Source organism: Vasconcelosia minhoensis LEGE 07310, assembly GCF_015207255.1.
In the GTDB taxonomy this organism is placed as follows: Bacteria; Cyanobacteriota; Cyanobacteriia; order Phormidesmidales; family Phormidesmidaceae; genus Vasconcelosia; species Vasconcelosia minhoensis.
Map to the genome: position 1 here is coordinate 35,130 of NZ_JADEXG010000025.1, position 23,195 is coordinate 58,324.

Here is a 23,195-nt window from a genome sequence, read left to right on the forward strand (position 1 = left end):
GGCTTAGAATCCCCCATGCTGCTGTAAATACGCGTCTTCCTCGGCCGTCGTTTGACGACTCAAGATGGCATTGCGGTGCGGAAACCGACCAAACTTGGCAATCACGTCGCGGTGTTTTAGCGCATAGTCGAGGCTGTGCTGCAATTCTGGCGCAATGTTTGCCAGGACGGTAAACAGGGCTACGCTCTGCTGCTGATGTGCTAAGCGCTCGCTGTGCTCAAAGGGCAGATAGAGAAAGTTGCGCTCGATCGGGATCAGTGCGCGATCGAAATTATGCGCGATCGCGGATTTCGCCGCCGCCAGCGCCTGGTCATCCGTAGCAAAGCTACGCGGCCTGCCGCGAAATAGGTTGCGGGGAAACTGGTCGAGCAGCAGAATCAGCGCTAGACAGGAACGGGGTTGCTCCTGCCAGCTGGCGAACTGGCCTGCCGCTGCCTGCTCGTAATCGTTGAGAAAACGCTGGCGGATCTGCGCGTCAAAGTTCGGATCTTTCTTGAACCAGACCTGGCGAAATTCTCCGTAGTGATGTTGCGGATCCGGGTCGTTAAACCAAAAGGCTAGAATTTTATTGGGGCGGCTCATGGGCTAGCGCTGGATTGGCGACTTGGGGATGACAAGTCTGGTTTAGGCAATAGTCTGTATTAGCTAGTATCGCTTTTTCTACGGTCGAAGCTATGTCATTATTTCCCATTATTCTGGCAGTCGTCATCGTTGTCGCCGTGTTTTGCTGGCTCACAGGCTATCGGCTGCCCATTCAGCGGCGTCCGTTGGGCCAATCGTCGAGTCATCAACTTGGTCGCGGGGTCAACCGTTCTACCCGACAGCAGCTGATGCGACGGGTCGGCGGCAATGCTGCGGTCGCCCAGCGGCTGGTCGAGCGGGTTAAAATGCAGAACCCCGGCCGCAGTGAGCAATGGTGCTGGGAAAAGGCAATTTACGATATTGAGCGCGATCGGCGAGCCTAGCCGTCGCAACATTCTTACGTAAAGCGTCCGGCTACATTACTAAAGCTTTTGTAATGCTGCCCGACCTTCCCCAAAAATCATCTAGCCTTTGATATATCTTGTGTATAGATTTGTCAGAATTTACATTGGAGCTATCGGCTTCATGTCTGACTTGTCTGACTCAACTTTTGTATGGGGCCGCTATTTTAACGTGACGGCTTTCCGTATTCTTGGGCAGTCTATGGGTAGAAACACCACAGGGCGCTGAGTCAGCGCTATTCAGTTATCATCAGGAAATTTATAGGAAATCACAGCCATGACGCAATCGAAGCGGGCGCTAATCACTGGAATCACCGGTCAAGATGGCTCCTATCTAGCCGAATTTCTTTTAGAAAAAGGCTATGAAGTACATGGGGTCATTCGCAGAACCTCTACCTTCAATACGGACCGGATCGACCATATCTACGTAGACCCGCATAGCCCTGACGCCAAGCTCTTCCTCCACTACGGCGACCTGAATGACGGCACCATGCTGCGACGTATTCTAGAACAGGTCAAACCCGACGAGGTCTATAACCTGGGAGCCCAGTCCCACGTCAAGGTCAGTTTCGATTCGCCAGAATATACGGTGGACACGGTGGCAATGGGGACACTGCGGCTGCTCGAAGCGATTCGCGATTACCAGCACCGTACTGGGCTAGAGGTGCGATTTTATCAGGCGGGCTCCTCTGAGATGTTTGGCAAGGTCCAGGAAGTCCCCCAGAAAGAAACAACGCCCTTCTACCCGCGCAGCCCCTACTCCTGCGCCAAGGTCTACGCACACTGGCAAACGTTGAACTACCGCGAGTCCTATGACCTGTTTGCCTGCAACGGAATTCTGTTTAACCATGAATCTCCTCGCCGGGGTGAGACCTTCGTTACCCGCAAGATTACTCGGGCGCTAGCGCGGATTGTGGCGGGTCAGCAGCAGCAGCTCTTCCTTGGCAACCTCGATGCCAAGCGGGACTGGGGCTATGCTAAGGACTACGTCAGAGCGATGTGGCTGATGTTACAGCAGGCCAAAGCGGACGACTATGTGATTGCCACCGGAGAAACCCACTCGATTAAAGAGTTTTTAGAAATCGCCTTTAACTACGTCAACCTGGACTGGAATCAGTACGTCACCTTTGACCCGCGCTATCTGCGGCCAGCCGAGGTTGACCTGCTGATTGGCGACCCGTCCAAGGCCCAGCAAAAGCTAGGCTGGCAGACGACGGTGAGCTTTGAAGGACTGGTCAAGCTGATGGTCGATGCCGATCTAGAAGCAGTTGGCCTGCCACCGATCAATGCCCAGAACGGGAATGGCCTCGATATAGCAACCATTCGGAAGCAGATGTCAGGCAGCCTGTCCTAATGTTCATTCGCTGGGCTAACCCGTCTGGGTTAGCCCGAAGTTAAAGTTGAGACGATGTCCTGCCAGTATCTTGCCAAATGCAGCCCAAATGCACACCTTTGGCTGACGCTGATAGTAGGCTGGGCTAGTGGGCTGGGACCCATTTGAACAGTCGCTTCTATAAAATAACCCAAATAATTCTTATGGAAATGGAACTTACGGGTCGGCAAATTCTGGTTACAGGAGGCGCTGGTTTTTTAGGGAAACAGGTCATTCGCCAACTCCAGCAGGCTGGCGCTAGCCCAGACGCGATCGCGGTTACGCGTTCCCGAGAAACCGATTTGCGTCGCCTGTCTGCTTGTCAACAAGCCGTCCAGGGTCAGGATATTGTCATTCATTTAGCCGCTCACGTCGGCGGCATCGGCCTGAATCGAGAAAAGCCCGCTGAGCTCTTCTACGACAACCTGATGATGGGCACCCAGCTGATCCATGCGGCCTACGAAGCCGGGGTCAAGAAATTCGTCTGCGTTGGCACCATCTGCGCCTATCCCAAATTTACGCCCGTGCCGTTTAAGGAAGACGACCTATGGAACGGCTATCCAGAAGAGACCAACGCCCCCTACGGGATTGCCAAAAAGGCGCTGCTGGTTCAGCTCCAGGCCTACCGTCAGCAGTATGGGTTTGACGGCATCTACCTGCTGCCGGTTAACCTATACGGGCCAGAGGATAATTTTGACCCCCGGAGCTCCCACGTGATTCCGGCTCTGATTCGCAAGGTGCATGAGGCTCAGATGCGAGGCGATAAAAGCCTGCCGGTCTGGGGAGATGGCAGCCCGACTCGGGAGTTTCTGTATTCCGAAGATGCGGCGCGCGGCATCGTCATGGCAACCCAGTCCTACAGTGAGCCCGATCCGGTCAATCTGGGCACCGGCTATGAAATTTCAATCCGCGACCTAGTTAGTCTGATCTGCGACCTAATGGGCTTCGATGGCGAAATTGTCTGGCAAACTGATCAGCCCAACGGTCAGCCCCGTCGCTGTCTAGATACCCAGCGGGCCAAGCGAGCCTTCGACTTTACTGCCGAGACTGACTTCCGGCAGGGACTTAAAAATACGATTGAGTGGTACCGTCGTAACGCAGTGCCGCAGCTAGCTTAGACAATTTGTTTTACTATAGGCATGAACCGCGCGGCCGCCCGTCGTCCCTGCCAATCAGCCAGAATGGAGACCTTGAACTCAATGGCCGAAGAAAATACGTCCAAAAACGCTGAAAATTCTGAAGAGAAGTCCACCGCAGATAAAGAATCGGCAGCCAAGGAGTCGTCTGCTGAGCAGAAGTCCGAGAAAGCTCAGTCGGATGATCAGAAAGCCGCTAAGTCTGGGGGCAAATCTGCCGCTAAGTCTGCCGCTAAGTCTGGCAGTAAGTCTGATAGTAAATCTGGAGGCAAGTCTGCGGCCAAGAAAAAGGAGAAGCCGCCAAAGTTGGAAGACAAGCCTTTCACTGAATTTATGCAGCAGCACTATCTGCCCAGCCTGGAGGAGGCACTCAAGGCTCAGGGCGCTGACGACCTACAGCTAGAATTTGCCAAACGCCAGCTAGCGGTGCTGGGCTTTAGCGACCCGGATGAGTACTGGCAGGTGATGGGGCAGTGGAAAGACGGCCGGAAGCAGTTCAACATTGCCTTTATGGATGAAGATATTTCCGGTACCAAGGTCTTTTCCTACGCGACGGCCGGCGACAAACCCAGCACCATCGAACAGTTTATGGGCGACGAGCGGCGGATTACGCTGGACCTGATGGTGCTCTATACGCTCCAGCGGCTGAATGCCCAGAAGTGGCTCACGCGGAATTAAGCCTAGAATTGGCCTGCCTAGTGTAAAAAATGGCGGGTGCCGGTCAGGGCCATGATCAGGCCCAGTTCGTTAGCCGCCTTAACTGAAGCTTCGTCTCGGATACTACCGCCCGGTTGGACAACGGCCCGAATCCCCGCGGCTGCTGCGGCTCGGACCGAGTCGTCAAACGGGAAAAACCCGTCGCTAGCCAGCACTGCACCGCTGGCGGCGGCACCGGCCTGGTCTAGCGCAATTTTAACCGCGCCGACTCGGTTCATCTGGCCCGCCCCAATTCCCAGGGTGGCGCGATCGCGCGTAATCAGAATCGCATTTGACTTCACATGCTTGACCACCCGCCAGGCAAACAGCATTTCCTCTAGCTCGTTAATCTCCGGCTTTTGAGCAGAGACAATTTTCCAGTTGCTGGGATCTTCCAAAAAGTCATCTGTCGTTTGGGCCAGGAAGCCACCCGCGATCGCCTTCACCGTCTGCGCCGGGCCGTCGCTAAATTCTGGCAGAATCAGCACCCGTAGATTTTGCTTCTGAGCCAGGATGGGCGCTGCTTCAGGCTCGCAAGCTGGGGCCACTACACATTCTAAGAAGGTCTGGGTTAACGCCTGGGCCGTCGCGGTATCGATGGGCTGATTTAGCGCCACGATCCCACCAAAGGCTGAAATCGAGTCAGCTGCAAAGGCTTTTTCATAGGCCCTAGCCAAGGTTTCTCCCAGGGCTACCCCGCAGGGGTTGGTATGCTTCAAGATGGCAGCGGCCGGGCGACCATGGGTCGGAAACTCGGCCATCAGCCGACGGGCCGCTTCGAGATCGATTAGATTGTTATAGCTCAGCTCTTTGCCCTGGAGCTTTTCGGCAGCGGCCCAGCCGCTGGCCGGGGTCCCATTCTGATACCAAACAGCGGGCTGATGCGGGTTTTCGCCATAGCGCAGGGCCTGTCGCTGCTGGCCGCTAAGCGCGTAGTGGGTCGGAAAGGCTCTGCCGCCTTCGGCTTCGCTGGTTTGCTCGGTGAGGTACTGAGCAATCGCCTGATCGTAGGCAGCTGTCTGCCAAAACGCCTGGCGGGCGCAGCTCTCTCGAAAGAACTGGGAGGTTTCTCCCTGATTTTTCCGCAGCTCGGTGAGATAGGGGGCGTACTGGCTGGGGTCACATAGCACCGTGAGATGGGCAAAGTTCTTGGCCGCCGCTCGGATTAGGGCGACGCCGCCGATATCGATTTGCTCAACCGCTTCGGGCAGCGTCGTGTCGGGTTTAGCAATGGTCTGCTCAAAGGGGTAGAGACTGACGATGACCAGCGTAAAGGGGCGAATATCGTGACCCTCTAAATCTTGGACATCTTCAGGAAGATTGGGTCGGGCCAAGATGCCGCCATGAATTCGCGGGTGCAGGGTCTTGACCCGGCCACCCAGGATTTCCGGCGAACCGGTGTAGTCGGCTACGGCAGTTACCGGAATACCGGCTTCCGCTAAAACCTCCGCCGTGCCACCGCTGCTGATGATCTCAAACTCAAAATCGTTCACCAGCGTCTGGGCCAGATCAGCTAGGCCGGTTTTGTCAGAAACACTCAGCAAGGCCAATCGCGCCATGGTGTATAAAATCCTCAAATCCGCCTTTTTAAGATACAGGGGAATGGGAAAGTGAGCGATTATGATCGGTTCAGCGTTTTGACGACGGGAGACGGCTTTTGACCCTACGCGCGATTTCACCACCCCCACCCCCCCATGCCTCCCGGCTGCTCGTGTTACTCCACGGCTGGGGGGCCAATGCCCAGGACGTCGCCGGTTTAGCCACCTACCTCAGCCTGCCTAGCCACCAGCTGATCTTTCCAGAAGGGCCATTTGTCCACCCGATGGCTCCCCAAGGCAGGATGTGGTACAGCTTTCCAAACGGCTATGACTTTCGCCAAACCCACGCTTTTGAACAGCAGGTAGACCTGCAGCAGAGCCGCCGCGAGCTCAAAGCTTGGATGCTTTCCCTCGCTGATAGCACCGGTATCGGGTTAGAACAGACGGTGATGGGCGGCTTCTCTCAGGGCGGTGCGATGACGCTAGATGTTGGGCTACAGCTACCGCTGGCCGGGCTGCTGGTGCTGAGCGGCTACGCCCATGCGACGCTGAACCCACCGGTCAGCCCGCGTCCGGTCTTACTGATGCACGGACGCCAGGACCCGGTCGTGCCGATTGAGCGTGCCCGCTCGGCGAAAACCCAGCTGGAGCAGCAGGGGCTGACGGTGGACTATCGCGAGTTCGACGCGGGCCACGAGATTACGCCGGCGGCGCTGGCCGTGGCCGAGCAATTCTGTCAGACCTTTATAATCTAAATTTTTGTCATCCTGCTCACTTGGCAGATAGACTAATCTTTGGACTGATATTAAACTGATAAAGATAAGTTCTATCGATCCAGCTAATTTTCTGAACAGAGCGGGAGGAAAAGCGCTATGCAGTCTACCCAGGTCCCGGACCAAACCCTGTCTCAAATGACGCCAGAAGCGGTGGCGCAGCTCGCAAAGCGGCTGGAGCAGGATGCTTATAGCACCCCCTTTGAGGGCCTACAGGATTGGCATCTGCTGCGGGCGATCGCGTTTCAGCGCTCTGAGCTGGTCGAGCCCTACATGCATTTGCTCGACCTGGAATCGTTTGACGAAGCTTAGTGCTGGTGCAGCAACCGATAGCTTGGGATAAGCGCAGTTGGGCAGCCAGCGAATTTTAGTCGGGGTCAGCGGCGGTATTGCGGCCTACAAGGTCTGTGAGGTCGTCTCGGCTATGGCCCAGGCCGAGGCAGAGGTGCGGGTCATACTCACCCAGTCCGCCCAAGCCTTTGTCTCAGAGCTAACCTTTTCAACCTTGGCCCGGCAGCCCGCCTATACCGATGCCGACTTTTGGACTGCTCGTCCCCGACCGCTGCACATTGAGCTGGGCGAATGGGCCGATGTTTGCCTGCTGGCCCCGCTAACGGCGAATACCCTAGGCAAGCTGGCGGTGGGCCAAGCCGACAATTTGCTGACAAATACCATTTTAGCCTCGACCTGTCCGGTGCTGCTGGCTCCGGCAATGAATACCGACATGTGGCAGCAGGCGGCGGTGCAGCGCAGCTGGCAACAGCTACAGCTCGATTCGCGCTATCACGCGATCGGCCCCGGCGCGGGACGGCTGGCCTGCGATCGCGTCGGCCCCGGGCGGATGGCTGAGCCGTCCGAGATGCTGACTTTTCTCACCTCACTTAGCTATACCGGCGGCCAGCGAGACCTGGCCGGTAAGCAGCTACTGATCAGCACCGGTGGTACCCGCGAACCGATTGATCCGGTGCGGTTTATCGGCAATCCGGCGACCGGGCGGATGGGCATAGCCCTGGCCCAGGCGGCCCGCCATCGCGGTGCTCAGGTGACGCTAGTACACGGGCCGCTGGAGGCTGAGCTGCTGCAGCAGCTGGGAGGAATATGCGCGATCGCGGCGCCAACGGCAGCGGCAATGGCCCAGGCTATGCTCGGCCACCAGCCCCAGGCCGACTGGGTAATCATGGCCGCTGCCGTCGCCGACGTGCGCCCTGCCCGCGTTGCCGCCACTAAGCTACCAAAATCAGAACTCCCGTCTGACCTACCGCTAGAACCTGTCCCCGACATCGTTGCCGCCCTGGCCACCGCTAGGCAGCCCCAGCAGCTGATTGTCGGATTTGCCGCCCAGACCGGTGAAATTGTGCCGCCGGCTAAGGCCAAACTGATCCGTAAAGGGCTCGACGCCATCGTCGCCAATCCGGTCGATCGGCCCAGCAGCGGCTTTGGCAGTAACCAGACCCAGGCAGTGCTGATTGACCGAGCCGGGCGTCAGCGCATCAGCCCCCCGGGCAGCAAACTTGAGCTGGCCCACCGGCTCTATGACTTTCTCCGAGACCTGGCTTAAGCCCCATGGGCGACACTGAGTTTAGCGTTAGTTGGTTGGAGGTTGTTCCGATGTCGGCTGCTGCCCCGTCCGGGAACGAATATACTCAATCGCCTCTGAATCGGGGACAAGCCTGATTTTACTAAATTCCTCGGTGTCATTGTTTTCCATCTGCGCCAGCAGCGATTCTAGCGGCAGCACGTCTACCTGCAAATCTGCTACCGTTTCAGGGTTGACCTCGCCAATCTCTGCCAGTAGCGCCTCTAGGTCGCTGCGAGAAAAGAAAACTGGCAGCACTAGCTCTTCGTTTTCAGGCACCAGTAGATAGGAGCCATCGGTATCGACTGCGGTATAGACAGGGACACCGCCGGGGTAGTCGCTATTTAAAGTTTGGGCTGCAGCTAGGTCGTCATCCTGCACCATGTAAGCCAGCTCCAGAGGCTGCTCCCGCTCCACCTGAGCTTCCTGATAGAGTGCACCTAGTTCTACCCAGCTGACCTGGGCACCTGAACCAAACTGCTCAGGATTGTCCTGTCGGGCGTCCTGCAAAAAGGTCTCTGCATCCTGACCGTCGAGAAAGACATACAGTACCGGCAGCTCAATTCGCTGTCCCTGCTCGGCCTCAGCCACCAGATTTGCGACGATGAGAGAGCCCTGGGGGTCGAGAAGGACGAAGGCCGGAACGCTGTCGAGCTTCTGAGCGACCTCGGCTTCGGTCAGGGCAATGGCTGGGATTGCTCCAGCCCCCAAAGCTAAGCTTCCTCCTACGACCCAGGGGGTGCACAGGGACAGCAAACGATGAATAGCGTTCATAGGTCCTCCTATTGACAAATTGACAAAGCTAGCACGCCCTATGATGGGCGAGGGGGTTGAACTCGTCCTGATGGGATGGACGATTGCTCAACTGACCGTGGCAGAGCAGCCACTTCCCATGCTAAGTCCTTTTATCAAAAGTGATACCTAAAAATGATATCGGGATGACAGGATTTGAACCTGCGGCATCCTGCTCCCAAAGCAGGCGCGCTACCAAGCTGCGCTACATCCCGTAATGAAATTGAGCCCGGGCGGGCTCAATTTCAGACAGCTTTTATTGTAGCGCGATTGGCCAAGCGTGAAAACCGTCTATTCCTCGATTGTTTCCTTCAATCAGCTCAATCGGGATACCAAAACATGCCCTTGATCCCCTCCGGGTCGGAGACGAAGCCGAGCTGCCGATAAAAATCGACCACGTGGGGATCGGCAAACAGCGTGACATTGCTGATATCTTCGCTTCTCAACTTTTTAATCAGCTGCTTCATCAGCGCTTTCCCCAGCCCTTGCCCCTGAAAATCCGGATGTACGACCACATCCCAGATGGTGGCGTTAAAGGCATGGTCCGAGGTGGCTCGTGAAAACCCGATCAGGCGTCTACGGCTGCCCTGCTGTTCCCACATAGTGACCACCAAAAAGCTGTGCTGGATAGCCTTGCGCACCTTACGGACGGGGCGACGCGACCAGCCTACCGCGTCACATAGCTCTTCTAACTCATAGAGGTCGATAGTTCGATCGGTACTGAAAAAGACGCGGGCACTGTCATCTGCTCGGGAGGCCTCAGCAATGTAGCCATCAGATGCTGCCTGCTTAGGCTCAGAAGTGGCCTCAGAAGTCGTGAACAAGCTTTTCCAAAAACCCATGCAGGCAAAAATGAGTGGCGTAGGCGGGCAGACAGTACAGACAATATCAGCAGTATATCTCTGTGTCCTAAGGGGACGGTAGGACTGCTTCAGCTAAATCTATCAAAATTATCGAAAATCCCACATAATCGCGGGCAAACTAGGTCATTACCCCTGGGCAAGATTTAGAATAGGCCGACCTAAAGGCCTGAGATCATTCTACCTGCCCTACTCCCTGCCCAAAGGCCAAAGAGGTTTTAGCGTCGTCCATGGCAGCCGGCTTAAAGACATCTACCCTCGAATTTCTCAAACGCTTCAATCGGGCGTTTCCTCAGTTCTATGAACAGTTCGTCAGCAGCGAAATCCAGCTCCAAAATCTGAAGCTGGCCTACCAGCTGTATAAAACCAAGAAAGCGGTGATTGAGCTAAAGCCAGAGGGCCATCGCAGCGCCCTCCACTTTGCCTATCGCAATCAGTCTTTTCTGCTCAGCGATATTTTTGGCGTGCTGGCGGCCTACGGCCTCACCATCCACACCCTGAGTTTATACGGGCAGATTTATCCGCCGATGCTGGTATTTGTCAAGCTGTTCGTTTCGCGCGGGGGTAAAGCGCTGACTGGGAAAACAGCGGACAATGTCTGCCGGGCCATCCGCGAGGCCCTCGCTGGCCGGTTTGAAGTTGAAGAAATGCTGAATGTCGAATTTAACTTAGACGCTGGACTAGAACAGGTCGAGACGGAATTTTACGTCGATCCGGTCTTTCACCTGCCGGCCCTGCTGATCGAGGCTGACAACCAGCCTGGCCTGTTCTACAAAGTCATGTATGCAATCTGGCAGGAGGACCTGCTGGTCGTCAATGCTAATCTGCTGGTGTGGCGAGGTCGAACAAGACTGATTCTCTATCTGCTAGGGCCGAACGAAAGCGTAATCCCTGAGTACCTTGGCCAGAAAATTGCCGAAGGGGTCCGCTATCGACTGCTGGGCGAATAGCGCCAGAGCATAGTCCTAAACCCTAGCTCTAAAGTCTGACCCTGATAGCCCCAAATCATTTGGCCTTGTAGTGGCTTCAGGCTACTATAGAGCCATGGCCGTTGTGAATATTTTGGAGGTGCCTCACGTCTATGAGCTCACGCCTCCTACTCAGCAATCTGAAGCGCTGGTCTTTGTGCACGGTTGGCTACTTAGCCGCGTTTACTGGCAGCCGTTAGTGCAGCAGCTGTCGCCTCAGTATCAGTGCTTGACCTACGACCTCCGGGGCTTTGGCCAGTCGAATCAGTACGCTGAAAAGCGCCTGCATCAAAGCTCTCAGTGGTCGAGCTCGCTGCTGCTCCCGTCTCCTTCGCGCTATTGCCTGGCAGCCTATGCAGAAGACCTGCTGGTGCTATTGGAAAAGCTTCGGCTAGATCGGGTCTGGCTGCTGGGGCACTCTTTGGGCGGCAGCATTGCGCTGTGGGCAGCTCACCTGATGCCCCATCGGGTCAAGGGCGTCATCTGCCTGAATGCGGGCGGCGGCCTATATATTGCCAAGGAGTTTGAGCGCTTTCGGGCGGCTGGGCAGCAGATGGTGCGGTATCGGCCGGCTTGGTTGCTTAATCTGCCCCTACTGCCCTATTTTTTTGCCCGGATGATGGTGGCTCGGCCGCTGTCTCCCCACTGGGGTCGGCAGCGGCTTAAGGATTTTCTTCAGGCCAACTCGGAGGCGGCCCTGGGAGCGTTGCTAGAATCGACCACCCGAGCTGAGGTCAATCGCCTACCCCAGGTGCTTGCGCAGCTCCAGCAGCCCGTACACTTCATTACCGCGAGCCAGGACTCGGTGATGTCACCCCGCTACGTGCGGCATCTCGCTAGCTTTCATCCGGCGTTTCGGCACCATGAGAATACGGTGGTTGAGCTGGCCGACTGTGGCCATATGGCGATGGTAGAACAGCCGCAACGGGTGGCCCAGATTGTCGAAGCGATCGTCAATGCTCATTTGCCCTATCGGCCTTATCTAGATAGAAGCTCATAGCTGCTGTAACGGGTAGGCGAGACTGGCCGGCCAGGGTTAGGGGCGAGCGGTGCCCCTGCCGCCAATGGTCGGCTGCGGCGCAGGCGATCATCGCCGCGTTATCGGTACAGTAGGCCAGCGGCGGAAAGATCACGCGCAGCCCACAGTCGGCTGCCTCAGTCTGGAGCTGCTGCCTCAGCCCGCTGTTGGCCGCAACGCCACCGCCCAATACCAGGGTGTTGAGCTGGTGGTCGCGAGCACAGGCGATCGCGCGTTTACTCAGCACGCCCACGACCGTGGCTTGAAAGCTGGCGGCAATATCAGCAGTGGGCAGCGTTCGGCCCTCGGCCCGGAGCTTTTCCGTCAGCCGCAGAACAGCCGTTTTAATGCCGCTAAAGCTAAAGTCGTAGGGATGGAAGCCGCCCCCGGGCAGAGAGATTTTGCCCTCAGGTAGGTCGAACGCCCGGGGATTGCCCTGCTGGGCCAGACGGTCAATGGCAGGCCCGCCCGGGTAGCCCAGATCGAGCTGCCGAGCCACTTTGTCAAAGGCTTCTCCAGCGGCATCGTCGCGGGTGCCGCCTAGAATGGTATAGTCGCCGCAGCCGCGCACCTGCACTAGGCTGGTATGGCCGCCTGAGACCAGCAGACAGAGAAACGGCGGGGCCAGGTCGGGCTGGCTGAGGTAGGCGGCATAGAGATGACCTTCCAGGTGATGTACCCCGATAAACGGCTTATCCCTTACCATTGCCAAGGTCTTGGCGGCGCTGACGCCGACCAGCAGCGCTCCGACTAAGCCGGGGGCACAGGTGGCGGCAACGGCGTCGATGTCAGCCCAGTCTAGGTTGGCCTGGGTGAAGACGGCCGCGATCGCGTTCCCCATCGCCGTCACATGGGCGCGAGCGGCCACTTCTGGCACCACCCCGCCGTAGGGCTGATGAATCTCCAGCTGGGACGCGACGATGCTGCCCAGCACCTGCCGGTCTCGGACAATAGCCGCCGCAGTTTCATCGCAGCTGGTCTCTAGGGCTAAGATGGTTGGCATAAAATTAAGCTGAAGCGCGGCGACGCAGGATACTGCGGCCAGAATATTTCGGCATGTAAAGTCCTGTAATGGTTTGGCTTTACCCCGTTCCGTCAGGGAGTATGATGGCCTGAAAGTTGGGATGTGGCTGCTCAAATAACTTAACCATTTTGGCAGAAACGCCCAGTGCTCACTTAATAAAGGGAAACAATTCATGCGACAGTTGTTTGCTCTGGCTTTAGTCCTGTGTCTCTGGCTTGGCATCGCTTCTCCAGCGGTAGCTGGGTTAGCTGGTGATGATGTAGCTGGCCTAGTGCCCTGCAATGAATCACCCGCGTTTCAACAGCGCGCTGCGAATGCAACGACGGATTCGGCCAAGGCTCGATTCGAACTCTATGGCAGCTCCAATCTGCTCTGTGGCCCCGAAGGGCTGCCCCATTTGGTGACCAGCGGCGACCTCTCCCACGCGGGCGAGTTCCTGATACCCAGCGTTCTGTTCCTGTATATTGCCGGCTGGATTGGCTGGGCCGGTCGTCAGTATGTGATCGCGGTGCGCGACGACAAAAATCCGGAAGAGAAGGAAATCATCATCGATGTGCCCTTAGCGGTTAAGTGCTCGCTGTCGAGCGCTGTCTGGCCTTTGGCTGCGCTCAAGGAGATGACGACGGGCGAAATGTTTGCCAAGAACAATGAGATCCCGATATCCCCGCGTTAACTCATTTTTATCGCCTGTCTATTTTGGCAAGCCTTGAATCCTTCCTTTCCACACTGTCTAACTTGTTATTTCTAAGTCGAGATGCCCATGGATAATCTGTTGAAATATCTCTCAACCGCACCGGTAATCGCTACCGTCTGGATGCTAATTACCGCCGGGATCATTATTGAGTTCAATCGCTTCTTCCCCGACCTGCTGCTGTTTCCTCAGTAGTGACCCAGAAGTGACCCAGAAGTGGCCCAGAAGTGGCCCAGAAGTGGCCCAGAAGTGGCCTAGAAGTCCCTAAAAATCTAGGCGAGCCTGCGGGCGGGCGCTGACCATTCAACGTTGAGTTTGGAGAACCTATTTTAGATATGCCATCATCAGCAGAGTATATAAAGCCGTATAACGGCGATCCTCAGATTGGAAACTTGGAAACCCCGATGAATTCATCCGGGTTTACCAAAGCATTCATCGGCAATTTGCCAGCCTATCGTCAGGGACTCTCTCCCCAACGGCGAGGGTTAGAAGTGGGTATGGCCCACGGCTACTTACTCTATGGCCCCTTCGCCCTCCTAGGACCGTTACGCGACTCTGACGTGCCGAGCATAGCGGGGTTGCTGGCAGCAGGCAGCTTGGTCGTCATTCTAACCGTCTGTCTCTCGCTTTACAGCGGCGCTAACGTCAAGAAAGAAATTTCTGATGCAACCACGCCGTTTAATCCGCCCGAGGGGCTGAGTACGGACGAAGGCTGGAGCGAGTTTGCCGGCAGCTTCCTGATCGGCGGCATCGGCGGAGCCACCTTTGCTTACCTGCTCGCCTCGAACATACCACTGCTGCAGAGTGTGGTCACCGGCGGCCATAGCTAGGCCGATCTGGCTATCCAATATCGTTTCAATAGCATTAAAAGCCGCTTTGGGAGTCCTGGGGCGGCTTTGCTTTAGAGCCTTGAGGTGATCTGGAGGAAGACTAAATGTCTGACCTGAGCGGCGGCGGTATTTCATTCAAAGACCAGTAGTACTCTACCGGAGTCTGCTCATGACGGCAGGTTTCTTCTAGCCGCTTCTGCTGGGATAGGGCTTTGCGCAGGCTGACGATGAGCGATTGAACCTGCTGCTGCTGCTGAGAATACTGGGGCACAGCAGGTAAGGTACGGCGCTCTAGCAGCTGTAGCAGGAGCTCGTAATGGACGTGGGACGGTAGCGGCACGGGAGAGGTCATGGCTTAAAAAGGGTAAATTGGGGCCAGAAGCAGCTGCCTTAAGGCTAGCTGGGGACGAGAACGTGGCTTGATCGCCTTCGGCTAGCGGCCTAGCAGGGTCGAGATCGCGCGGCCGGGGTCGGGCTGCGCCATCAAAGACTCCCCGACTAGAACGGCTTGCGCACCGGCCGCGGCGACTTGCGCCACGTCCTGCGGCTGCCGCAGCCCCGACTCGCTAATCACAACCCGCTCTCGGTCGGCAATCGAGTTGCGATAGGTCTCTAGCAGCCCGCAGGTGGTCTGGAGATCGACGCTGAAGTCTTCTAAATTACGATTGTTGATGCCGATCAGCTCGACTTCTGGTAGCGCCAGCACTCGCTCAAACTCAACTGCCGTATGCACCTCAACCAGTGCGTTCATGCCGAGTGCTTTGGCAATCCGGACAAAATAACCCAGGTCCTGATCGGATAGGATCGCCGCAATCAGCAAAATCGCGTCGGCGCCCCGCACTCGAGCTAGGTAAATTTGGTAGGGATAGAGAATGAATTCTTTACAGAGCAGCGGCAGCGTCACCGCCTGACGGATCTCGCTGAGATAGTCAAAACTCCCCTGAAAGAACTCGCTGTCGGTCAGGACAGAGAGCGCTGTCGCTCCCCCAGCCGCATAGCTCTGGGCGATGGCAACCGGGTCGAAGTCAGGGCGGATGACACCACGACTGGGGGAAGCCTTCTTCACCTCGGCAATCACAGCGGGAGCGGGAGCCTGACGCAGGGCCGCGATCAGGCTCTGGGGCGGTGGTACCGTCAGTACCTGCCGCTGTAGGTCAGCCAGCGGCAGCTGAGCCCGCAGGCGCTCAACTTCAGCTTCTTTATGCCAGACAATTTTTTCTAGAATGTTTTGCGGCTGGGCGTCAGGGCGGTTCACCTGATAGCGCAAATGCTTCACCCGAATGACGGGATTGGGCTGACGACGACGAATTTCCATAGCGATGAATCCAATCTTCTGGCAATGTTTTACGGGCAGTGAGCCGGCGCTAGTGATGCACCACTGCCCGCTTGTAGGCCTCATCCAGCACTTCGGAAAGCGTGGGATGGGTGTGGACAAACTGCGCAAGCTGCTCGACTGACTGCTTCTGCGCGATCGCGTTGGCGGCTTCCTGAATCAAATCCGCCGCGTGCAGGCCAATAATGTGGGCTCCCAGAACCTCGCCGGTGTCTTCACGATAGATTAGCTTGGCCAAGCCCTCTGATTCAGCCTCAGCCAGCGCTTTGGAATTGGCCTTGAAATAGCTGCGCACGGTGCCGACCTTGAATCCCTGGCTGGCGGCCAGCTCCTGAGCAGCGGGTTCGGTCAGGCCGACAAAGCTGACTTCGGGGTGGGTGAAGGCCGCCGCTGGGATACTGCTGTAGCTGACGCTGCGATGGTGCTGACAGATGTTGTCCACCGCCACAACCCCCTGGGCTGAGGCCGCATGGGCCAGCATCATCTTGCCGGTTGCATCGCCGATCGCCCAGAGGTGGGGCACCGGCTCGCCCTCTAGCAGCACGGCCATCTGGTCGTTTACGGGTAAGAAGCCCCGCCGGTCTGCTTCAACAGCAACCGTCTCCAATCCTAGGTTGCGAGTTGCCGGCAGCCGTCCGGTCGCGACTAGGCAGGCATCTACCTCTAGCACATCGACCGTTTCCTTGGTTTTCGGATCCGCCAGCTCAATCACCACTGGAGAACCCGGTGTTACCGACTTGGCGATAACGCCAACCCGGGTTTCGATGTCGCGCGGCTGGATCAGGACCCGCTCAGCCTGTTTGGCAATGTCGGGATCAAACGTCGGCATCAGCCGATCCAGCGCCTCGATCATCGTCACCTCGGTTCCCAAGGCCGTGTAAACGTCCGAAAACTCTAGGCCGATGTAGCCGCTGCCGATAATCGCAATCCAATCGGGTAGCCAGTCCAGCCGGATCGCTTCGTCGCTGGTGAAGACCGTTTTGCCGTCGGTCTCAATGCCGGGCGGCACAAAAGGAATTGAACCCGGCGCCAAAATAATGTCTCGGGCAGTCAAAGTACGCTCGCCCTCGGCGGTAGCGACAGTTAGCTTTTGGCTTCCGGCTAGCTTGCCCCAACCGCGGATGGTCTCTACCCCTAGCCGCTTCAGGCTGTTCGTCAGGTCGGCCTGAAGCTTATCGACCAGGTTTTTGGCGTGGTTTGCGATCTCGTTTCGTTCGAACGTCACGCCAGCAACCTGAATCCCCATGGCTCTGAGGTGCTGAGCATCGCGCATCTCACGCACTCGACCAGAAGCAGCCAGTAAGGCCTTGGAGGGAATACAGCCGCGATTGACGCAGGTCCCCCCCATATCACCCGCCTCCACAATCGCCGTCTTGAGGCCACACTTGACTGCGTGCAGCGCTGCGCCATGGCCCCCAACCCCGGCGCCGATAATCACCAAATCGTAATCAAATGCCTGACTCACGGTTTTCTCCTTCGTCCAAACAGCGCCCAGAGCGATCGCGGCTGAGCCATTTCTCATTATTCAACCAGATAGCGAGATTAGACAACTATCCCTTTGACACTCCCATGGATAAATCCAATGGGATTCTCCCGTCTAGGCCGACCAAGGGAACAAGCTTAACTGTTCGTCTTGAGTCGGATTCATGGAGTTCAGGGGACTGTCAAAGACCCCATCCGCTGAAGCCACGACGCCCATTACAGACGCCGCTTCTTTTAGAATCAGCGGACATGAAAAGCCATCCCATTGAGCGATATTCACAGCAGCATTCCAATCCGCATTGCACTGGTAGCCATCTGCCCCAGTGAATAGATGCCGGTTGCGCTTGCCATCTAATCGCCCGGTACGATGGTCGGTTTTCGATGTGTAGGCCGCAGGCCGCTTATGTACCTGCCTGCCCTTCAGGGCCATCTTGTAGCCCAGCTTCTGCTCCAGGTCGTAGTAGGCCCAGGTATGGCGAGACGTTCCGGCGTCAGAGCGGTTTTTCTGGCGCTGCTTGGAGGTTTGCCGAATCTTTGATAAGTCCTCCAGATACACATCAGCGCCCACACCGTCAGCAAACCGTACAATCCGCCTGCTGATAGTATGATTGACTGCTCGCATCCACCGCGACTCTTTGCGCTCAAGCCGCTTCACGGCCCGATACTTGCGTGCCTTCTGGAGCTGCTGGCGCAGCTGCTGGAACTGACGACGGCGATGTGCCACCTCAGCGCCTGAGAAAAACAGGCATGGCCCGTCAATCGTCGCAGCTACTGCCAAATTGTTTTGCCCCCGGTCAACGCCAATGCGCGCAGCACTCTCCACCTCAGGAACGTCCCAGGTGATTGAAAGCACGGCGTACCAGCTACCCCGTAGCCGCATCAGCTTCAGCGTTCCTTTCAGAGCGACCCCATCAATGATGGCATCAAGCTGTTCAGCAAAGTGGCCCTGGACGCTAATCGGAACCCGCTTAACGCCTTGGACAGTTGGGAAGCTAACCGAGTAGGTCTGGCCAACTTTGACCACTTTCCAGTTCTGCTTGTTCACTTCAGGCCAGAACACCCTGAACGTCTTGACACGCTTGCCTGCCTTTCCTTTCAAGATACGAATCACTTGATTGGACAAGGCCGACTTTAGCGGCGTGACAACCTGGGCAGTCGTCAACTTTTTCCGTTCAGCAAAAGGCATCTTCAACAGCTCATTCGCCAACTGAGTAGACGCGGCTACCGTATCAGCAAACATATCGGCCTTGGCCTGATTGAGGTCAAGGAACTTGAGCTTAAGGGTTGTAGTTACCTTTTTCATCGGTCTATTGTAGTACATCTATAGACCAGATTAGATAAAGAGGTTAAATAAAAATATGGCTCAGGATTACCGTCACAGCAACACCTCTGTCTCACTGCTGAACTATCATTTTGTTTGGATTGTGAGACGGCGGCGAAAGCTTCTAGAAGGGACTGTAGACGACCGACTAAAGGCATTGATATATCAGGCAGTCAAAGAAATTGACTGCGAAGTTATCGCGCTTGAAACGCACTATGACCACGTTCACTTATTTGTCAACACTCATCCTCGACTAGCGCCTTATCAGGTGATGCACAAGGTGAAAGGGTTTACGGCCCATGCGCTGAGGGCTGAGTATCCTTGGCTGAAGACAAAGCTGCCTAGCCTATGGACGCGAAGCTACTTCGTCTCAACTGCTGGCAATGTCTCAGGAGATACGATTAAACGTTATGTAGAAGAGCAAAAATCCAGGTAGATTGTGAGCAAAGCTCACCGCCTTATATCCCACCCTTGAAAGTGGTGGGCTTTACGGCGATTTCTGTAAACCCGATCGGGCCATCCGGGCAGATCGGGTTTTGAGCTGCTGTTTTGGGTAAGTTAAGTCATTAGGGGAGCAAGTCATTCATACTAATCCTATGAGCGAACAAAAGCGTCAGCGCCTTCAGGCGGCAGAGGATTTCATGAAATCTATGGAGCAGCTTCAGTCGCTGCTTCAGGGCGACGAGGCTGAATCAGCCCGAGTATCGCGTTTAGAACCGCTGCCAGAACCGGACTCCGATTGGGATACGGCCTCTGTAGAACATGAAGGCCCAGCCAACCGCAGCCTACGGCCTGGGGACGAGAACTGAGCCCGCAATGTTGAGTCGGCTCAGCGGGAACTAGCCTGAAATCGCTGCCGGCGAGCTTCGTAGAGCAGCAGGGCAGCGGCGATCGCGGCATTTAACGACTCGACACCTAGCGCTAGCGGAATCCGAGTGCTGACCGTGGCCAGCTGGATCAGCTCCGCTGTCAACCCGTTCCCCTCATTGCCGATTAGAAAAACCGTGGGCCGGCTCAGGTCGAGTTCCCAGTAATGGGTCTCTGCTTCGGGGCTGGTTGCGACCAGCTGGAGCCCCTGCGCCCGCAGCAGCCGGCCTTGTGATCGCGGCTCAACGATAGCCATTGGCAGCCGAAACCACTGCCCAGCCGAGGCCCGCAGCACCTTCGGATGCTCCAGTTCAACGCTGTCGGGGCTGAGCCATAGGCCGTCACTCCCGGCGGCGGCAGCGGTGCGAATAATTGTTCCCAGATTTCCGGGATCTTGCAGGGTTTCGAGCAGGATGGCCAAACTGGGCTGGGCTGGCGGCGGGTGGTAGTCGGCGCGGCGCGGCGCGATCGCGACGACGCCATCGGGGCTCGCAGTACTGGCAATCGACTTTAGCACCTCGGCGGCTACTGGCTGCATCGTCGCTCGCTGGGCGGCCTGCTGCCAGAGATGGGGATAGCGATCTCGCCAGGCCTGGGTGTAGCAAACCAGGCTAAGCGGATAGTCAGCAGCGACGGCTTCCTCGATGAGATGCGTGCCTTCCAGCAAAATCAAACCCTGACGCCGTCGCTGCCGCCCCTGCTGAAGCTGGCGCAGCTGCTTAACGGTTGGATTTTGCAGGCTGGTCAAGAGCGGCATAGACAGCGCTTCAGCTGCTAAATCAGACCCATCATCGGCCATCAGAATGCGTCTTAAGACATCATGCCTAAATCAAGATGCGGAACCCGGGACTTGAACCCGGAAGTCCTTGCGAACACTAGAACCTGAATCTAGCGCGTCTACCAATTCCGCCAGTTCCGCTTGCGGCTTGTATTTCAGCTGCGATTGATAATCATCTATCAGCGAGGCCCTATTCGTCAATCCCCCTTTGACCCCTTTTGGTTCTTTTTTCCCCGTTCTGGCAAAAAAATCAGTCCCTTCGGTCCGTAGTTCTAACATGTTTCGATTTAACTACGCTAAATGGGCAAATCGGTTCTCGCAAAACGCCGGTTTCGGGTAGAATCTACACCTAAATTATCGATTTAGCCTGATATTCATTCTGGAGGACCCTCCTATTCTGACTCCTAATCCCGCCCATAGCGCTGCCAAAGCTGCCCCAACCGAACAGTCCTCTGTCATTGAGATCTGGGGCGGGTCTTCGTTAGCGGGTCACATTCCGATCAGCGGGGCTAAAAATTCTGCCCTAGTCGTGATGGCCGGAACACTGCTGTGCTCGCAGCAATGTCGCGTTCGTAATATTCCAGCGCTGATGGACATAGACCGTATGAGCCAGGTACTGCTGGCGCTGGGCTTAAAGCTAGAGTACAAAGACAGCGTTTTGGAAGTCGATGCCAGTCGGGTCAGCCAGGCCCGGGCGCCTTACGAAATTGTCAGCAAGCTCCGCGCCAGCTTTTTCATCATTGGTCCCCTACTGGCGCGTTTAGGCGTCGCCCGAGTCCCGCTACCGGGTGGCTGCGCCATTGGCGATCGTCCGGTAGAGCTCCATATTCGCGGTCTACAAGCGCTAGGGGCCGAGGTTCATATTGACCATGGCACCGTTCATGCCTACGTCCCGGGTCACCGCGGCAAGCTTCAAGGGGGGCACATCTATCTCGACTATCCCAGCGTTGGGGCAACCGAGACGCTGATGATGGCGGCGACCCTGGCTGAGGGCGAAACCCTCATTGAAAATGCTGCCCAGGAGCCCGAAGTGGTCGATCTAGCCAATTTCTGTCGGGCGATGGGAGCAAAAATTCGCGGTGCGGGGACTAACACGATTATGATCAGCGGTGTTCCTAGCCTGCACGCTACCGACTACAGCATTATTCCCGACCGGATTGAAGCCGGCACCTATCTGATCGCTGGGGCGATTACCCGGGCGCATTTGAGCGTCGGCCCGGTGCTGCCGGAGCATCTGACCCCGCTGATTTCAAAACTCAAGGAAACCGGCTCTGAAATCATTTCTGAGGGGGCCAGCCAGCTGCGGATTAGGCCGGGCCGCCGAGTCATAGCAACCGATATTCAGACGCTGCCCTATCCCGGTTTTCCCACTGACTTGCAGGCTCAGTTTATGGCGCTGATGACTCTGGCTGAGGGCAACAGCATGATTACCGAAACCGTCTTTGAAAACCGGCTACAGCATGTCGCCGAGTTCAACCGAATGGGGGCCGATATCCGAGTTAAAGGGGACTGTGCCATTGTCCGCGGCGTCCCTCGGCTGTCTGGCGCACCCGTAACCGGGAGTGACTTGCGAGCCTCGGCAGCGCTGGCGATCGCGGGTTTAGCCGCCGATGGCAAAACCACGCTGCACGGCCTTCAGCACCTGGATCGGGGCTATGAAAAATTTGAGCAGAAACTGCGCCAGGTCGGGGCTCAGATTGAGCGGATGCCGCTGCCGCTAGAGGCGGATGCGGATACGGCGAGCCCGGCTTCGTCGTCAGTCCAGAGTCCAGCGGCAAAGTAGGCTGAATGAGCTGTTCGGCTCGCGCTAGCGAATCGATATTGGCCGATCACAGGGCCGCTCGTGGGGGAGAGTAGGTCGGGGATATATCGCTATACTGTTTGCATCATGAGCAAAGCTGGGCTACGACTCCCCTATGGCATCTTCTAAAACCTTGCTAACCGGACTCAGAGCCGATCACTTCCGCCATCCGCTGGATTTGCAGGCGACCCAAACGCTGAAGCAGCTGCCTGGATTAGATTTGATCATTCGTAGCCTGCTGGGGCCAGTCGGCGAGCAGTTTTTCTATCTAGAAAATATTGCCGCTAGCGTTTTGGTCGGTCCTAGCCAGCTGCCGCAGCTCTATCACCTGCTGACAGAAGCCTGCCGGGTCCTCGACTTAGAAACGCCACAGCTCTATGTCAAGCAGCATCCAAGCCCCAACGCCTATACCTTCGCGATGCGGGGCAAGCGGCCGTTTATTGTGGTCCATACGTCGCTGATTGAGCTGCTCACCCCAGCAGAAATTCAGGCGGTAATTGGGCATGAGCTGGGTCATCTGAAGTGCGACCACAGTGTCTATCTGACCCTAGCGAACGTGCTGGCACTGATTGCCAGCCAGCTGCCTTTGGGCGGTTTTTTAATTCAAAACTGGCAGTCGCAGATTTTGGAATGGGTACGCTGCGCTGAATTTACCTGCGATCGCGCTGCGCTGCTGGTTACCCAGGATGCCCGCACGGTGGCGTCTGTCCTGATGAAGCTGGCCGGGGGCTCGCCGACCCTCTCGCCCCAGCTCAATCTCGATGCCTTTATCGAACAGGCTCGTTCCTATGACGCCATCAGCAACAGCCAGCTGGGGGAAATGCTCAAGCAGGTTAAAACCAGCGACCTGACGCACCCGGTGCCGGTGCTGCGGGCGCGGGAGATCGATCGCTGGGCCGCGACGCCTGACTATCAGGGCCTGTTGCAAAGCCGTCCGATTCAGTATAATAGTGAGGCTATGTCGGAACAAACTTCTGGCGGCAGCCAGGCCATGGGCGGATGGCGGAATTGGTAGACGCACCACACTCAAAATGTGGCGGCTTCGGTCGTGAGAGTTCGAGCCTCTCTCCGCCCAGCTTAAGCGAATAGGCAGGAGGATAGCGTTATGACTCAGCGACTGAAGCGTTGGGAATCTCCCCGACGTGAGGGCCGAAATCACAAAGGACGCGGTGGCACGGCCAAACAGCGGCAGTACGTGAAGCGACAAAAGCTGTGGCGGCAGCGACTGACGGATTCAAGCCCGCAGGCAAACGAATCAAGCCGTCAAAGCAGTCAGCGTAATCAGAAGCGTAATCAGAAGGGAGAGGTTAGCCGCCTCTCTTCTTTTTTGGCAATTTTTTAGCAGGTCTGACGCTA

General features: G+C 56.6%; 27 protein-coding genes and 3 tRNA genes. 18 read left to right on the forward strand and 12 right to left on the reverse strand.

The features are described 5' to 3' along the window. Positions 1–3: 3 nt before the first annotated feature. Complete coding sequence (locus IQ241_RS12125) at positions 4–582, reverse strand: DUF924 family protein (RefSeq protein ID WP_193907448.1); 579 nt, start codon at positions 580–582, stop codon at positions 4–6. 92 nt (positions 583–674) lie between these two features. Here IQ241_RS12125 and IQ241_RS12130 point away from each other — a divergent pair, with 92 nt between their 5' ends. The 4 genes from IQ241_RS12130 to IQ241_RS12145 all read left to right on the forward strand — a co-directional run bounded on the left by IQ241_RS12130 (position 675) and on the right by IQ241_RS12145 (position 4,169). Beyond that, positions 675–965: a hypothetical protein gene (locus tag IQ241_RS12130; protein WP_193907450.1), complete on the forward strand. Its 291-nt coding sequence runs from the start codon at positions 675–677 to the stop codon at positions 963–965. 295 nt (positions 966–1,260) lie between these two features. Continuing rightward, positions 1,261–2,337, forward strand: coding sequence for a GDP-mannose 4,6-dehydratase (gene gmd / locus IQ241_RS12135; RefSeq protein WP_193907452.1), 1,077 nt, complete (start codon positions 1,261–1,263; stop codon positions 2,335–2,337). A 182-nt stretch (positions 2,338–2,519) separates the two neighbouring features. Further along, the gene (locus tag IQ241_RS12140) at positions 2,520–3,473 is read left to right on the forward strand and encodes a GDP-L-fucose synthase family protein (protein ID WP_193907454.1); all 954 of its coding nucleotides are present in this window, start codon (positions 2,520–2,522) and stop codon (positions 3,471–3,473) included. Between the two features lie 63 nt (positions 3,474–3,536). Next, the gene (locus IQ241_RS12145; RefSeq protein ID WP_228021628.1) at positions 3,537–4,169 is read left to right on the forward strand and encodes a DUF2996 domain-containing protein; all 633 of its coding nucleotides are present in this window, start codon (positions 3,537–3,539) and stop codon (positions 4,167–4,169) included. A 17-nt stretch (positions 4,170–4,186) separates the two neighbouring features. Here the strand turns inward: IQ241_RS12145 and purH are convergent, their stop codons facing one another. Beyond that, positions 4,187–5,746: a bifunctional phosphoribosylaminoimidazolecarboxamide formyltransferase/IMP cyclohydrolase gene (purH, locus tag IQ241_RS12150; protein ID WP_193907456.1), complete on the reverse strand. Its 1,560-nt coding sequence runs from the start codon at positions 5,744–5,746 to the stop codon at positions 4,187–4,189. Between the two features lie 98 nt (positions 5,747–5,844). On the opposite strand from purH, the gene IQ241_RS12155 reads away from it, so the two are divergent. From IQ241_RS12155 to coaBC, 3 genes are all read left to right on the forward strand, one after another. Further along, entirely contained in the window at positions 5,845–6,480 is a 636-nt protein-coding gene (locus IQ241_RS12155; protein WP_193907459.1) for an alpha/beta hydrolase, read from the forward strand. Positions 6,481–6,597: 117 nt separating this feature from the next. Then, positions 6,598–6,810, forward strand: coding sequence for a protein IsiD (gene isiD, locus IQ241_RS12160; RefSeq protein WP_193907461.1), 213 nt, complete (start codon positions 6,598–6,600; stop codon positions 6,808–6,810). A 37-nt stretch (positions 6,811–6,847) separates the two neighbouring features. Further along, positions 6,848–8,056 (forward strand): bifunctional phosphopantothenoylcysteine decarboxylase/phosphopantothenate--cysteine ligase CoaBC, encoded by a 1,209-nt coding sequence (gene coaBC / locus IQ241_RS12165; protein WP_193907463.1) that lies wholly within the window; start codon positions 6,848–6,850, stop codon positions 8,054–8,056. A 27-nt stretch (positions 8,057–8,083) separates the two neighbouring features. Here the strand turns inward: coaBC and IQ241_RS12170 are convergent, their stop codons facing one another. The 3 genes from IQ241_RS12170 to IQ241_RS12180 all read right to left on the reverse strand — a co-directional run bounded on the left by IQ241_RS12170 (position 8,084) and on the right by IQ241_RS12180 (position 9,708). Continuing rightward, complete coding sequence (locus IQ241_RS12170; protein ID WP_193907465.1) at positions 8,084–8,848, reverse strand: Tic22 family protein; 765 nt, start codon at positions 8,846–8,848, stop codon at positions 8,084–8,086. A 159-nt stretch (positions 8,849–9,007) separates the two neighbouring features. After that, positions 9,008–9,081 (reverse strand) — tRNA-Pro (locus IQ241_RS12175). A 105-nt stretch (positions 9,082–9,186) separates the two neighbouring features. Next, entirely contained in the window at positions 9,187–9,708 is a 522-nt protein-coding gene (locus IQ241_RS12180) for a GNAT family N-acetyltransferase (RefSeq protein ID WP_193907467.1), read from the reverse strand. Between the two features lie 248 nt (positions 9,709–9,956). Here IQ241_RS12180 and IQ241_RS12185 point away from each other — a divergent pair, with 248 nt between their 5' ends. Further along, positions 9,957–10,676 (forward strand): hypothetical protein, encoded by a 720-nt coding sequence (locus IQ241_RS12185; RefSeq protein ID WP_193907469.1) that lies wholly within the window; start codon positions 9,957–9,959, stop codon positions 10,674–10,676. A 94-nt stretch (positions 10,677–10,770) separates the two neighbouring features. Continuing rightward, on the forward strand, positions 10,771–11,694 hold the full coding sequence (locus tag IQ241_RS12190; protein WP_193907471.1) for an alpha/beta fold hydrolase: 924 nt from the start codon (positions 10,771–10,773) through the stop codon (positions 11,692–11,694). Here the strand turns inward: IQ241_RS12190 and tsaD are convergent. Then, positions 11,648–12,715 carry a tRNA (adenosine(37)-N6)-threonylcarbamoyltransferase complex transferase subunit TsaD gene (gene tsaD, locus IQ241_RS12195; RefSeq protein ID WP_193907473.1) on the reverse strand — a complete coding sequence of 356 codons (1,068 nt, stop codon included), beginning with the start codon at positions 12,713–12,715 and terminating at the stop codon, positions 11,648–11,650. The two genes, IQ241_RS12190 and tsaD, sit on opposite strands and share 47 nt — an antisense overlap. 193 nt (positions 12,716–12,908) lie before the next feature. On the opposite strand from tsaD, the gene IQ241_RS12200 reads away from it, so the two are divergent. The 3 genes from IQ241_RS12200 to IQ241_RS12210 all read left to right on the forward strand — a co-directional run bounded on the left by IQ241_RS12200 (position 12,909) and on the right by IQ241_RS12210 (position 14,257). Next, the gene (locus IQ241_RS12200; RefSeq protein ID WP_193907475.1) at positions 12,909–13,409 is read left to right on the forward strand and encodes a Photosystem I reaction center subunit III; all 501 of its coding nucleotides are present in this window, start codon (positions 12,909–12,911) and stop codon (positions 13,407–13,409) included. A gap of 87 nt (positions 13,410–13,496) precedes the next feature. Continuing rightward, positions 13,497–13,622, forward strand: a complete 126-nt coding sequence (gene psaJ, locus IQ241_RS12205; protein ID WP_193907477.1) for a photosystem I reaction center subunit IX — start codon at positions 13,497–13,499, stop codon at positions 13,620–13,622. Positions 13,623–13,762: 140 nt separating this feature from the next. Further along, on the forward strand, positions 13,763–14,257 hold the full coding sequence (locus tag IQ241_RS12210) for a photosystem I reaction center subunit XI (protein WP_193907479.1): 495 nt from the start codon (positions 13,763–13,765) through the stop codon (positions 14,255–14,257). A 100-nt stretch (positions 14,258–14,357) separates the two neighbouring features. On the opposite strand, the gene IQ241_RS12215 is transcribed toward IQ241_RS12210, so the two are convergent. The 4 genes from IQ241_RS12215 to IQ241_RS12230 form a co-directional block, all read right to left on the reverse strand. Then, positions 14,358–14,609: a DUF5340 family protein gene (locus tag IQ241_RS12215; RefSeq protein WP_193907481.1), complete on the reverse strand. Its 252-nt coding sequence runs from the start codon at positions 14,607–14,609 to the stop codon at positions 14,358–14,360. 81 nt (positions 14,610–14,690) lie between these two features. Then, positions 14,691–15,572: an indole-3-glycerol phosphate synthase TrpC gene (trpC, locus tag IQ241_RS12220; protein WP_193907484.1), complete on the reverse strand. Its 882-nt coding sequence runs from the start codon at positions 15,570–15,572 to the stop codon at positions 14,691–14,693. A 49-nt stretch (positions 15,573–15,621) separates the two neighbouring features. Next, entirely contained in the window at positions 15,622–17,055 is a 1,434-nt protein-coding gene (gene lpdA / locus IQ241_RS12225) for a dihydrolipoyl dehydrogenase (RefSeq protein WP_193907485.1), read from the reverse strand. Positions 17,056–17,187: 132 nt separating this feature from the next. Beyond that, positions 17,188–18,375 (reverse strand): RNA-guided endonuclease TnpB family protein, encoded by a 1,188-nt coding sequence (locus IQ241_RS12230; RefSeq protein ID WP_193907487.1) that lies wholly within the window; start codon positions 18,373–18,375, stop codon positions 17,188–17,190. A gap of 55 nt (positions 18,376–18,430) precedes the next feature. Here IQ241_RS12230 and tnpA point away from each other — a divergent pair, with 55 nt between their 5' ends. Both tnpA and IQ241_RS12240 read left to right on the forward strand, forming a co-directional pair. Continuing rightward, entirely contained in the window at positions 18,431–18,829 is a 399-nt protein-coding gene (gene tnpA / locus IQ241_RS12235) for an IS200/IS605 family transposase (protein WP_193907489.1), read from the forward strand. A gap of 160 nt (positions 18,830–18,989) precedes the next feature. Next, the gene (locus IQ241_RS12240; RefSeq protein ID WP_193907490.1) at positions 18,990–19,202 is read left to right on the forward strand and encodes a hypothetical protein; all 213 of its coding nucleotides are present in this window, start codon (positions 18,990–18,992) and stop codon (positions 19,200–19,202) included. Positions 19,203–19,222: 20 nt separating this feature from the next. Here IQ241_RS12240 and IQ241_RS12245 read toward each other — a convergent pair whose 3' ends face one another. Both IQ241_RS12245 and IQ241_RS12250 read right to left on the reverse strand, forming a co-directional pair. Next, positions 19,223–20,059: a TrmH family RNA methyltransferase gene (locus tag IQ241_RS12245; protein ID WP_228021630.1), complete on the reverse strand. Its 837-nt coding sequence runs from the start codon at positions 20,057–20,059 to the stop codon at positions 19,223–19,225. 36 nt (positions 20,060–20,095) lie between these two features. Then, positions 20,096–20,179, reverse strand: a tRNA-Leu gene (locus IQ241_RS12250). A 238-nt stretch (positions 20,180–20,417) separates the two neighbouring features. Between IQ241_RS12250 and murA the strand changes: the two genes are divergently transcribed. The 4 genes from murA (at position 20,418) to IQ241_RS12270 (ending at position 23,181) form a co-directional block, all read left to right on the forward strand. Further along, positions 20,418–21,821 (forward strand): UDP-N-acetylglucosamine 1-carboxyvinyltransferase, encoded by a 1,404-nt coding sequence (murA, locus tag IQ241_RS12255; RefSeq protein WP_193907516.1) that lies wholly within the window; start codon positions 20,418–20,420, stop codon positions 21,819–21,821. A 133-nt stretch (positions 21,822–21,954) separates the two neighbouring features. Beyond that, positions 21,955–22,854, forward strand: a complete 900-nt coding sequence (locus IQ241_RS12260; RefSeq protein WP_193907494.1) for a M48 family metallopeptidase — start codon at positions 21,955–21,957, stop codon at positions 22,852–22,854. Continuing rightward, positions 22,833–22,914: transfer RNA gene (locus IQ241_RS12265), tRNA-Leu, on the forward strand. The genes IQ241_RS12260 and IQ241_RS12265 overlap by 22 nt, the downstream gene beginning before the upstream one ends. Positions 22,915–22,944: 30 nt before the next feature. Further along, positions 22,945–23,181 (forward strand): hypothetical protein, encoded by a 237-nt coding sequence (locus tag IQ241_RS12270; protein WP_193907496.1) that lies wholly within the window; start codon positions 22,945–22,947, stop codon positions 23,179–23,181. Positions 23,182–23,195 lie beyond the last annotated feature (14 nt).